Source organism: Tistrella mobilis, assembly GCF_041468085.1.
Classification (GTDB): Bacteria; Pseudomonadota; Alphaproteobacteria; order Tistrellales; family Tistrellaceae; genus Tistrella; species Tistrella mobilis_A.
This window is the reverse complement of record NZ_CP121017.1, coordinates 1,328,736-1,341,246: the sequence shown is the minus strand read 5'-3', so window position 1 is coordinate 1,341,246 and position 12,511 is coordinate 1,328,736. Positions and strand designations below refer to the sequence as shown.

At 66.9% G+C, this 12,511-nt stretch carries 7 protein-coding genes; 4 read left to right on the top strand and 3 right to left on the bottom strand.

What is annotated here, in order from left to right; genetic code table 11:
- Positions 1-5: 5 nt before the first annotated feature.
- The 3 genes from P7L68_RS11880 to P7L68_RS11870 form a co-directional block, all read right to left on the bottom strand.
- A complete protein-coding gene (locus tag P7L68_RS11880; protein WP_372005560.1) occupies positions 6-818 on the bottom strand; it encodes a substrate-binding periplasmic protein in 813 nt (270 codons plus the stop codon).
- Between the two features lie 1,229 nt (positions 819-2,047).
- On the bottom strand, positions 2,048-3,055 hold the full coding sequence (gene msrP, locus P7L68_RS11875) for a protein-methionine-sulfoxide reductase catalytic subunit MsrP (protein ID WP_372005558.1): 1,008 nt from the start codon (positions 3,053-3,055) through the stop codon (positions 2,048-2,050).
- 208 nt (positions 3,056-3,263) lie between these two features.
- Complete coding sequence (locus tag P7L68_RS11870) at positions 3,264-4,466, bottom strand: pyridoxal phosphate-dependent aminotransferase (RefSeq protein ID WP_372005556.1); 1,203 nt, start codon at positions 4,464-4,466, stop codon at positions 3,264-3,266.
- Between the two features lie 294 nt (positions 4,467-4,760).
- Between P7L68_RS11870 and uvrB the strand changes: the two genes are divergently transcribed.
- The 4 genes from uvrB to P7L68_RS11850 all read left to right on the top strand — a co-directional run bounded on the left by uvrB (position 4,761) and on the right by P7L68_RS11850 (position 12,449).
- Positions 4,761-6,971, top strand: coding sequence for an excinuclease ABC subunit UvrB (uvrB, locus tag P7L68_RS11865; protein WP_372005553.1), 2,211 nt, complete (start codon positions 4,761-4,763; stop codon positions 6,969-6,971).
- Positions 6,972-7,198: 227 nt separating this feature from the next.
- A complete protein-coding gene (locus P7L68_RS11860; protein WP_372005551.1) occupies positions 7,199-8,317 on the top strand; it encodes an efflux RND transporter periplasmic adaptor subunit in 1,119 nt (372 codons plus the stop codon).
- 31 nt (positions 8,318-8,348) lie between these two features.
- Positions 8,349-11,549, top strand: a complete 3,201-nt coding sequence (locus P7L68_RS11855; RefSeq protein WP_372005548.1) for an efflux RND transporter permease subunit — start codon at positions 8,349-8,351, stop codon at positions 11,547-11,549.
- Positions 11,550-11,615: 66 nt separating this feature from the next.
- Complete coding sequence (locus P7L68_RS11850) at positions 11,616-12,449, top strand: SDR family oxidoreductase (protein WP_372005546.1); 834 nt, start codon at positions 11,616-11,618, stop codon at positions 12,447-12,449.
- Positions 12,450-12,511 lie beyond the last annotated feature (62 nt).

Below are 12,511 nucleotides of genomic sequence, written 5' to 3'. Positions count from 1 at the left end.
CCCTTTCAGTCTTCCCTGAGCGGCGCCGGGTCGAGCCCATAGGCGTGCCAGAGCGGTGCAAGCTGGCCGGCACGATCCAGCCGGACAAGCAGCGCCCGGATCGCGGCCGCATCCGGATCCAGCCCCGGCCGGGTCAGTACCCGCAGGTCATAGAGCTGATCGGCCTGATCCGACACCAGCAACCGCGCCAGATCATTGGGCCGGTCGGCAAGATAGCGGCTGAGGAAGGATTGTGTCACCACCCCCGCCTCCACCCGGCCCAGCAGCACCAGTTCGATGACCGCGGCATTGTCGTTGACCAGTACCAGATCGAAGCGCTTCCGCATCTCATCGGGGTCGCCGGCGAAATCCGCGAAAGCATAGTGGTAGCCCAGCATCGCAGCGATCTTGGTTGCCCGCACATTGCCGAACCAGGATTTGTCACGGCCGGCGTAAAGCTGCGCGATGAAGACTTCGCGATCGGTCGCGATCGTGTCGGACACGTCGAGCGGAATATCGCGGCGCCCCCAGCCCCAGCCGGCCATTTCGAAGAACATCACGTCGAAGCGGCCGCGGGCGAAATCGTCATAACGCCGGAGCGGCGTGGTCGGCATCAGCTCGAAGCGCCATCTGTCCTGCGCCTGGTTCAGCAAGGCGATCAGATCCACCGTCAGCCCGTGCGGTTCCGCTCCGCCCTCGCCGAACGACATGTAGGGGGCGAACTGATACCCCCCGACCTTCACCACCTGCGGTTCCGCACCTGCCGCCATCACCGCCTGCCCCAGGATACCGGCCACGACGATGACGGCCGTCGCCAGCATCTTCATCAGCCGATGCACGCAGTTGATCCCCCCGGATTGTCGCTCGCAAAGGTCATCTGTGACATGACGGGATACGGCAATGGTGACCCGTTCACCGGGGTAGAGATTATCAACAATGCAGGGAGATGCCTACCGATGCAGCCTCGGCGGCGGTTGTTTCACGGCCGGATTGCATCATGTGTCCGCAACACGGCGTGAGACGTTGGTTCATGATGCGTAAAGCAGTGGTGACCTGCTGCTTTTCATCCGTCTGTCACAATGCTTACGTGCAAAAAGAAAGCCATGCACAACGTGCATGGCTGAACTGACGTCGTGCCTCTGGCACTTCGATCTCAGGCATCCTATATGCACTGCAACATCGTCGAGGTTAGCCTCCGATGCCACGGAAGCCGGCGGCTCCCCCGCTTGTTTCCGCGTCCGGGTCTCCCCCCGGATGTCAGGTCTCCCTGACCTTTTTGCGTCTCCCAGACGTGAAGCCTCCCTGTCAGACTTCAGCCGGGCCTTCGGGCCCGGCTTTTTTTTGGCCGCCGGGCCTCTTCATGCAAAGGCCCGGGCGGGGATGTCTGGCCGGCCCCGCCCGGGCCTGTCGTCCTGGTCTGTCAGTCTCTGCTGAGCTTGTCTGTCTTTATCTGTTTCGCGCGTCTCGTCGCGAGGCCCGGTTCGTGCCGGGCCGGCAGCTCTTGCGGCTGCTCCTGTGGTCATCCGGCGCCATCTTCGGGCGTCCGGAAAGGGCGAGCGTTTCCTCCTGCACCACCTCGGCCCGGCGCAGCATCTGCCGCAGCGGAAGCGCGAAGGACGGAAGCGGCCGACGGGCCTGCGCAGCGGTTCCGCAAGGGGCCTCCCCTCCCCTCAGGACTGCAGCACCCGAAGGATGCTGCCGCGATGCGGGCGCTCACCATTCCGGAGGTCAATCCGGGGCCGGGCCTGGATCCGGGGCGTGTCTCGCGCGCCTCGGGGTGTCGTGTGCGCTGCCAGGCCTGGCAGGGTGATCGAGTATCCGCAATCGCATCGCTGCGCGGCCGCCATCGGCCGTTCCGTCCATCAGGCCGCAGGCGAACCTCCCCAGCTCCGCCTTCAGCCTGTCGCGACCGTCTTGTCGTCCGGTCCGACGATGTGCGCCAATATGACGCAGCCCGCCGTTCCGCGCAAGTCCGTTCTGCGTTTGCTGCATAGCGGAATGGCACGAAGGGCGGCGGACTGTCTTCCCTGGTTGAAACTTTGGCGCTGCGGGACGGTCTTGCGAGCGGTCAGCGGAACAGACGGTCACCATCCCGGACATCTGCATAGAGCCCGGCGACCTGATCGCCATAGCCGTTCCACTTCAGCGTCGGGATCTCCTCGCCGGTGTCGATCACCTGCTCACGCGCCTGGCTCCAGCGCGGATGCGACACCTCGGGGTTCACATTGGCCCAGAAACCGTATTCCTGGTCCTGCAACTGCTCCCAGAAGCTCACCGGGCGCTGGTCGGTGAAGGTGAAGCGCACGATCGATTTGATCGACTTGAAGCCGTATTTCCACGGCACCACCAGCCTGAGTGGCGCACCATGCTGGCGGGGCAGCGGCTTGCCATAGATGCCGGTGGCGATGAAGGCCAGTTCGTTGGTCGCCTCGGCCATGGTCAGCCCTTCGACATAGGGCCAGGGCAGCCAGATCGAGCGCTGGCCATGAGCCATCTCGCGATCCTCGAAGGTCTCCATGCGCAGATATGTCGCCCCGGCCTTGGGCTGCGCCAGCTTCACCAGGTCGGCAAGGGGGAAGCCGCTCCAGGGCACGACCATCGACCAGGCCTCGACGCAGCGGAAGCGGTAGATCCGCTCTTCCAGCGCCATCCGGCGGATCAGGGCGTCGGCATCCAGCGTCTGCGGCGCCTCGACCATGCCGTCGATGGTCACCGTCCAGGGCTGGACCTTCAGCTTCTGGGCATCGGGCCAGATCCGCTTATGGGTGCCGAATTCGTAGAAATTGTTGTAAGAAGACGCGGTCTTCTCGACCGTCACCGGCCGGCCCGCATCGGCATAGGCCGGGTTGGTCTTCGCGGGGTAGAGATCGCCCCAGGGCGTGTCGGGGGTGGGATCGCCCGGCTGATAGGCGAAGGCACGGCCGGGCATCAGCAGGCTGCCGCCCAGCCCGCCCGCAACCGCCCCGACCGCCCCCAGGCCCAGCCCCTTCAGCACGGAACGGCGGTCACGCCAGACGGTTTCGGGGGTGACTGCGCGCTCGGGCAGCTCCCAGCTGCGGCGGCGGATGATGCGCATGGGTCCGGCTCCTGACCTGCGGAAAAGACTGGCGACGTTCAGGGAGATACGCGCCTCTCCGGATAATGGATGCCACGGCCGCCCGCGCAAAGACCTCACGTCACCGCTCACGCAGGCGTGATCGCCCCCTCAAGACGCCCCCCCAAGACAAAGCCCCCCGGCCGCAGAACGCGACCGGGGGGCTTTGTCAGAACCGGATCCCGGGGGATCAGACCAGTTCGTTGCAGGCGCGCGCGATGCGGCCGCAGGCGTCTTCCAGCACCTCGTCGGCCGTGGCGTAAGAGATGCGGAAATAGGGGTCGAGGCCGAAGGCGGCGCCATGGACGACGGCGATGCCGACATGCTCAAGCAGGTAGGTGGCGAAGTCCTCGGACGAGCCGATGACCTGGCCCGACGGGGTCTTCTTGCCCAACACGCCCTCGCAGGACGGATAGACATAGAAGGCGCCTTCCGGCACCGGGCAGACCAGGCCCGGGGCCTGGTTCAGCAGGCGGACGACCAGATCGCGGCGGACCTGGAAACGGGCCGCGCGCTCGGCGATGAAATCCTGCGGGCCGTTCAGCGCCTCGACGGCAGCCGCCTGGCTGATCGAGGACGGGTTCGAGGTCGACTGCGACTGGATCGCGGTCATCGCCTTGATGATGTTGGCCGGGCCGCCGGCATAACCGATGCGCCAGCCGGTCATCGAATAGGCCTTGGACACGCCGTTGACCGTCAGCGTGCGGTCATAAAGCTCCGGCGCGACCTGGGCGATGGTCGCGAACTCGAAACCGTCGAACAGGATGTGCTCGTACATGTCGTCGGTCAGCACCAGCACATGCGGATGGCGGACCAGCACATCGGCCAGCGCCCGCAGCTCGGCAGCGCTGTAGGCGGCGCCGCTCGGGTTGCTGGGCGAGTTCAGGATCAGCCATTTGGTGCGGGGCGTGATCGCCGCTTCCAGCTGTGCGGGCTGGATCTTGAAGCCGGTCTCACGGCCGGCCTCGACGAAGACCGGCACGCCCTCGGCCAGCAGTGCCATGTCGGGATACGAAACCCAGTACGGCGCCGGGATGATCACCTCGTCGCCCGGGTTCAGCGTCGCCATGAAAGCGTTGTAGAGCACCTGCTTGCCGCCGGTGCCGACCACGATCTGGTTCGCCGCGTAATCCAGCCCGTTCTCACGCTTGAACTTGTTGCGCACCGCCTCGACCAGCGCCTTGGTGCCCTGCACCGGCGTGTACTTGGTCTGCCCGTCGCGGATCGCCTTGATCGCGGCTTCCTTGATGTTGTCGGGCGTGTCGAAATCGGGTTCGCCCGCGCCCAGGCCGATGATGTCGCGCCCGGCTTCCTTGAGCTGGGCGGCCTTGGCGGTGACGGCGAGCGTCGGCGACGGCTTGATTCGGGACAGGCGGTCGGCGATCACGGACATTTGGATCGGCTCTTCGGCTGGGGACTGGAGGGATGAGCGACATGCCGGCCGGTCGCGAGACGACGCTCGGGCGCGCGGCGGAGGTCGTGCGGCAACGTACTCCCGCCCCCCGGGGCTTTCAACGGAAAAGCCCTCATGCGAGGGCCCTCCGCCCTCCTGACATCACCTGTCAGGAGGTGCCGGTATCCGCCGCACTCAATCGCTGAAAATCCGGCTGAAAATCCTATATATGGCAGTGGCCCCGCTGCGTGAGCGGCGACCATACGTCCTGACCGTCTGGAGATCCGAGCGCCCATGCCCGTCCTGATGCCCGGCCGCACCTTCGACGACCGCGAGGTCCCGGATCCGATGCCGACCCGTCCGACCGGTCGGGCGGACTTCAACCTGGTCAGCGCCTTCGAACCCGCGGGTGATCAGCCGACCGCCATCGCGGAACTGCTCGACGGCATCCGCAACCGGGAACGCGATCAGGTGCTGCTGGGTGTCACCGGCTCGGGCAAGACCTTCACCATGGCCCAGGTGATCGCCGCAGAGGGCCGTCCGGCCCTGATCCTGGCGCCGAACAAGACGCTGGCCGCCCAGCTCTATGGCGAGATGAAACAGTTCTTCCCCGAGAACGCGGTAGAATACTTCGTCTCGTATTACGACTACTATCAGCCCGAAGCCTATGTGCCCCGCTCCGATACCTATATCGAGAAGGAAGCCTCGATCAACGAGCAGATCGACCGGATGCGCCACTCGGCCACCCGTGCCCTGCTGGAGCGGCGCGATGTAGTGATCGTGGCCTCGGTGTCGTGCATCTACGGTATCGGCGCGGTGGAAACCTATGCCCGGATGACGCTGGATATCGCGAAGGGCGAGACGATCGACCGGACGGTTCTGCTGAAAAAACTGGTCGAGCTGCAGTATCGTCGCAACGATACCGGTTTCCAGCGCGGCGCCTTCCGGGTGCGCGGCGATGTGGTCGAAATCTTCCCCGCCCATCTGGAAGACCGCGCCTGGCGGCTCAGCCTATTCGGCGACGAGGTTGAGGCGATCGTCGAATTCGACCCGCTGACCGGCGAAAAGACCGGCAGTTTCCCCAAGGTGCGCATCTACCCGAACAGCCACTATGTCACGCCCAAGCCGACGCTCGCCCAGGCGGTGAAACACATCAAGGAAGAGCTGAAGGCCCGGCTTGCGCAGTTCGAGGCCGAAGGCAAGCTGCTGGAGGCCCAGCGGCTGGAACAGCGCACCACCTTCGATATGGAGATGATCGAGGCGACGGGATCCTGCGCCGGCATCGAGAACTATTCCCGCTATCTGTCGGGCCGCGCACCCGGCGAGCCGCCGCCGACCCTGTTCGAATACCTGCCGGACGACGCCCTGCTCTTCGTCGACGAGAGCCATGTGACCGTGCCGCAGGTGGGCGGCATGTTCCGCGGCGACTTCCAGCGCAAATCCGTGCTGTCGGATTACGGCTTCCGTCTGCCGTCCTGTGCCGACAACCGGCCGCTGAAATTCGAGGAATGGGACGCGATGCGGCCGCAATCGGTTTTCGTGTCGGCGACCCCCGGTCCCTGGGAGCTGGAGCGCACCGGCGGCACCTTCGTCGAACAGGTCATCCGCCCCACCGGGCTGATCGATCCGCCGGTGATCGTGCGGCCCTGCACCCGCCAGGTCGATGATCTTCTGGCCGAAGCGCGCGACACCATCGCGAAGGGCTATCGGGTGCTGGTGACCACGCTGACCAAGCGCATGGCCGAAGACCTCACGGAGTACATGCACGAAGCCGGCCTGAAGGTCCGCTATCTGCATTCGGACATCGAGACGCTGGAGCGCATCGAGATCATCCGCGACCTGCGCAAGGGCGTGTTCGACATCCTGATCGGCATCAACCTGCTGCGCGAAGGCCTCGACATTCCCGAATGTGCGCTGGTGGCGATCCTGGATGCCGACAAGGAAGGCTTCCTGCGCTCGAAAACCTCTCTGGTCCAGACCATCGGCCGCGCGGCCCGCAATATCGACGGCCGGGTGCTCTGCTATGCCGATCACATGACCGAGAGCCTGTCCTACGCCATCGCCGAGACCGAACGCCGCCGCGCCAAGCAGATGGCCTATAATCAGGAGCATGGCATCACGCCCGAAAGCGTGCGCAAGACCATCGGCGACGCGCTGGGCAGTGTTTACGAGGCCGACTATCTGGAAGTAGAGGTCGAAGACGCCGATCAGGGCCATCTGGTCGGCCACAATCTCCGCGCCTACAAGGAAGATCTGGAGAAGCGGATGCGGGCAGCGGCGGCCGATCTGGAATTCGAGGAGGCGGCCCGGCTGCGCGACGAGCTCAAGCGCCTGGATGCCGCCGAACTGGGTCTCGCCGAGGGGGCAGGTCCGGCCCTTGCTCCGCCGAAGGGGCGCGGCGGCCGGCTGGATTCACGGGCAGCCCGGGTGGCAGGCGGCGCCAAGACCGGCGGCCGGCGCGGCGCGCTCAAATCCGGCAAACCCACCGGACGCAAGCGCGGCTGACTGCGGCATGGGAACGACGGCGTGGCCTTTGTCACAGCCGCTGCCCCGAAAATCGATCCGCCCCCCGGAAGCGCGCGTAGGAGAAGCTGCCGTCGCATCGTATCATCGTCGTTGCGCAGCACCGGGCACGGGCATCGGGCGGTGCAACGGGACCGGATTCGGGGCATGACGGCACCGGACGGACACGCCGAAGGGCGGCCACGGATGCCGAGTGGGGGAACCAGGACGTGCGGATCATCGGGCAGATCATTCTGATCGCGGGCCTTGCCGCGGCCGGCGCAGGCGCCTGGTACGGCTGGGATCACCTGGCCGGGGGCGAAGCCGGCCAGGCCTCGGCGACGGTGACACCCGCGACCGTGCGGCCGGTGACCGTGGAACTCGCCGCCGTCACGCCCCGCCAGCTCGCCCGGGTGGTAGAGGCGGTCGGCACCGCCCGTGCCATGGATGCCGTGACGGTCTCCACCAAGATTTCCGGCCGGATTTCGGACCTGAACTTCACCCCTGGCACCACGGTGGAGGCGGGCCGCGTGCTGGCCTCGCTCGACGATGCCGCCGCCAGGGCCACGGTCGCCCAGCTTGAAGCAGCGGTTCACGAAGCTCAGACCCAGCTGGAGCGGACCCGGCAGCTGCGGCAGCGCAACGCCGTCTCGGCCGCGGAATTCGACACCCGCACAACGTCGCTGGCGGCAGCCCGCGCCCAGCTCGCCGCCGCCCGGGCGGAGCTTGCCGATCACAAGGTGGTGGCGCCGTTCACCGGCCGGGTGGGCCTGCGTCAGGTCAGCATCGGCGCGGTGATCGGACCCGACACCGCGATCACGACGCTCGACGACATCGACCCGATCAAACTCTCCTTCGCCGTGCCCGAAACCGCCCTCGCCCAGCTCAGCGCCGGCCAGACCGTGGCCGCCCGCAGCGCCGCCTATCCCGACGAGGCGTTTGCCGGCCGGGTGCAGTTCATCGATACCCGCATCGACGTCGCCACCCGCGCGGTGACGGTGGAAGCCGCGGTCGACAACCCGGACGGGCGGCTGAAGCCGGGCATGTTCATGGCCGTCACCCTCACCCTCGATCCCGGCCCCGACATGCCGACCATCCCTGAGACCGCCATGATCCGCGAAGGCCGGCTCGCCTATGTCTACGTCGCCGGTGCCGACGGCATCGCGAAGCGGCGGATCATCGAGCCCGGCCGCCGCCAGGACGGGCTGATCGAGGTTCTGAAAGGTCTGGAGCCGGGCGAGCCGGTGGTCGTCGCCGGCCATCAGCGCCTGCGCGACGGCGCACCGATCACCGTCGCCACGGGCACCGGCACCACAGGAACCGGCGCCCGGCCGGCCACCGCCGGCTGATGCCCTCCCCGCTGTCGATTCGGGTGCCGTCATGATCCTGTCGGACGTCTCCATCAAGCGCCCGGTCTTCGCGACCGTCCTGTCGCTGCTGCTCGTGGTTCTGGGCCTCTCTGCCGCCATCCGCCTGGCGGTGCGCGAATACCCGGATGTCGACACGCCGGAAGTGTCGATCTCAACCGCCTATCGCGGCGCGCCGGCCTCTCTGGTCGAAACCCAGATCACCGAAATCGTCGAGGGCGCGGTCAGCGGCATCGAAGGCATCCGCAGCATGCGCTCGGTCAGCCGCGACGGCCGGTCCTATGTCTCGATCGAATTCAATGTCGACCGGGATCTGGAAGCCGCGACCAACGATGTCCGCGACAAGGTCGCCCAGGTGATGGACGACCTGCCGGAGACGGCCGATCAGCCGATCATCTCCAAGGCAGATGCCGATGCCCGGGCGATGCTCTGGGTGACGCTGACCTCGGATGCGCGCGATTCGCTTGCCCTCACCGACTATGCCGACCGCTACATCGTCGACCGGCTGTCGGTGGTACCGGGCGTCGCCTCGGTCTATATCGGCGGCGAGCGGCGCTATGCGATGCGGATCTGGATTGACCGTCAGGCCCTGGCCGCCCGCGGGCTGACCGTCACCGACATCACGGCAGCACTCAACCGCGAGAATCTGGAACTTCCCGCCGGCAGCATCGAGACCACCAATCGCGAGGTTACGATCCGCACCGACACACGCTTCGCCGGCGAAGAGGATTTCCGCCGCCTGATCATCGCCGGCGGCACCGATGGCAGCCCGATCCGGCTGGGAGACGTCGCCCGGGTCGAGGTCGGTGCCGAAGACTACAAGAACGAGATCCGCTCCAACGGCATGTCCGGCATCGGCGTCGGCGTGATCCGGCAGTCGAAGGCCAATACGCTCGACGTTGCCAATGGCGTACGCGCCGAGATCGAGCAGATCCGCACCAGCCTGCCGCCGGATATCCGGGTTGCCTATTCCTATGACGAAAGCCTGTTCATCTCGGAAGCGATCTACGAGGTGCTGCACGCGCTGGTGATCGCGCTGCTGCTGGTGGTCGGCATCATCTTCATCTTCCTGCGCTCGATCGCCGCCACACTGGTTCCCGCGGTGGCGATCCCGGTTTCGGTGATCGCCTCGCTCACCGTGCTGGGCGCACTCGGCTTCTCGATCAACGTGCTGACCCTGCTGGCGCTGGTGCTGGCGATCGGTCTGGTGGTCGACGACGCGATCGTGGTGCTTGAGAACATCCACCGCCGCATCGAAGAGGGGGAGCCGCCGCTGCTCGCCTCGCTGCGCGGCTCGCGCCAGATCGCCTTTGCGGTGATCGCGACCACGCTGGTGCTGATCGCGGTCTTCGTGCCGATCTCGTTCATGGAAGGCCGCACCGGCCGGCTGTTCGGCGAATTCGGCATCGCCATGGCGGCCTCGGTCGCCTTCTCGATGCTGGTCGCTCTGACATTGACCCCGATGATGTGCAGCAAGCTGCTGCGCGCGCCTGGCAAGGCCAATGCCGCGGAACGGCTGAGCCAGCGCTTCTTCGACGGCATGAACCGGGTCTATGACCGCATCCTTGGCTGGGCCATGGCGGCAAAGCTGGTGGTGATCGCAATCGCCATCGGCATCTCGGTGATTGCCGGCATCCTCTACGAGGTCATCCCGCGCGAATTCGCTCCGACGGAAGACCGGGGCAGCTTCATCGTGGTCGTCGAGGCGCCGAAGGGATCGAGCTACGACTACACCAGCCGCAATGTCGAAAAGGTGGAAGAGATCCTGCGACCGCTGGTCGATCGCGGTGTCGCCTCGATCGTCTTCACCATCGTCTCCCCCGGCACCAACCGCCCCTCGCCCGTCGACCGGGCCTTCGTGATCGTGCGTCTGGCGCCCTGGTCGGAACGCGATGTCCGCCAGTCCGACCTGGTACGCGAGGTCCTGCCCAAACTCTCGGCCGTGCCGGGCGTGCGTGCCGTACCGGTCAACCCGCCGGGCCTCGGCCAGCGCGGCTTTTCCGATCCGCTCGAAGTGGTGGTCGCCGGCCTCGACCGCGAGGACGTGAAGGCCTGGGCCGATACCATGCTCCGCCGGCTGCAGGAGAACCCGCAGCTCACCAACGTCAGTACCGACTATGAAGAGACCAAGCCGCAGCTCGACGTCTCGGTTGACCGCGAGCGTGCGGCCGCGCTGGGCATCACCGCAGAGGAGATCGGCGGCACGCTGGAAGTGATGTTCGGCAGCCGGACCGTGACCCGTTTCGAAGACCGCGGCGAGCAGTACGACGTGGTGCTTCAGGCCGCCGATGACGACCGCGCTGCGGCGCGTGATCTTTCCAATGTCTTCGTGCGTGCCGGCACCGACGGCTCGCTGGTGCCGCTGTCCAATCTGGTGCGCATGGAAGAGGTGGCGGTGCCGCCGGAGCTGCGCCGCGTCGACCGCCTGCCCGCCATCACCATCGAGGCGGGCCTCGCCGAGGGCTATGGCCTCGGCAACGCGATCGAGGAAGTCCGCCGGATCGCCGCCGAGGAACTGCCGACGGCCGCCCGTGTCACCTTCGACGGCCAGTCGCGCGAATATGTCGATGCGGGTGCCGGCGTGATGATCGTCTTCGCGCTCGCCATCCTGATCGTGTTCCTGGTGCTGGCAGCCCAGTTTGAAAGCTGGATCCACCCGGTGATCATCCTCCTGGCGGTGCCGGTGGGGCTGACCGGGGGCCTCGCCGGGGTCTGGCTCTCGGGCGGCACGTTCAACATCTACAGCCAGATCGGCATGGTGATGCTGGTCGGGCTGATGGCCAAGAACGGCATCCTGATCGTGGAGTTCGCCAACCAGCTCCGCGACGAGGAGGGCCTGTCGCCGGCCGCCGCCGCCCGGAAATCGGCGGTGCTGCGCCTGCGCCCGATCCTGATGACCACGATTGCAACCGTGCTCGGCGCCGTGCCGCTGGCCATGGGCCATGGGGCCGGTGTCGAAAGCCGCAGCGCGCTGGCGGTGGTGGTGATCGGCGGCATGTCGCTTGCCACCGTCATGACCCTGTTCCTGGTGCCGGTGCTCTATGCGATGCTGGCACGCTTCACCCGCCCGGCGGGCTCGATCGCAAAGCGCCTGACCGAGCTTGACCGCAACCATCCCCCGGCCCATGTCGGTGCGGAGGGCCATGGCAGCGAGCATGGCACCACCGCCCGCGAGACCGCGCCAGGCCGTCCGTTGCCCGGCCCCGGGGAATAATCCCGGGGGCGGCACCATCGGGCGCCGGCGTCGTTTCGGTCCCCGACACCAGCAACGGACGTCCCGATGACCACCAGCCCGACATCCCGCCCTGCAGACGGGTCCCATCCCAGAGACGGGGCCCGCCCCCTGCCGGCCCTGCCGCGGGCCGCCCTCGTCACCGGCGGGGCGAAACGTATCGGCCGGCGCATCGCGCTCGACCTCGCGGCCGACGGTTATGCGGTTGCGGTGCATTATAACGGCTCGGCCGAGGCGGCCGAGGCGGTGTCGGCCGAGATCCGCAGCGGCGGCGGCCGGGCCGTGGCGCTCAAGGCCGATCTGGCGGTGGAAGACGAGGTCGCCTCGCTGATGCCGCGGGCTGCAGAAGCGCTGGGGCCGATCGGGGTGCTGGTCAACAATGCCTCGACCTTCGAATACGACGCCGTCACCACGGCCACCCGCGAAAGCTGGGATTTCCACATGGAAGTCAATCTGCGGGCACCGTTCGTGCTGTCGCAGGGCTTCGTGCATCAGCTGCCGGCCGCGGCCGGCGGGGCGATCATCAACCTCATCGACCAGCGGGTCTGGAACCTGACGCCGCATTTCATGACCTATACGGTCAGCAAGGCCGGGCTCTGGACACTGACCCGCACGCTGGCCATGGCGCTGGCACCGCGGATCCGGGTGAATGCGATCGGCCCCGGCCCCACCCTCGCCAGCATCCATCAGGACGATGCCGGCTTCCGCGAACAGTGTGAGAAGATGCCCCTGCGGCGTGGCACCTCGCCCGAAGAAATTTCCGAGGCGGTGCGTTTCCTGATCGGCGCCCAGGCGATGACGGGGCAGATGCTGGCGCTGGATGGCGGCCAGCATCTGGGCTGGGCCCAGCCGCCCCATGCACATGATGCGGCACTGGACTGAGGCTCGACGCGAGGCGCCGGGCGGTGTAGGACTGCTGCCGCCCGGGCCGGTCTTCCGGTACC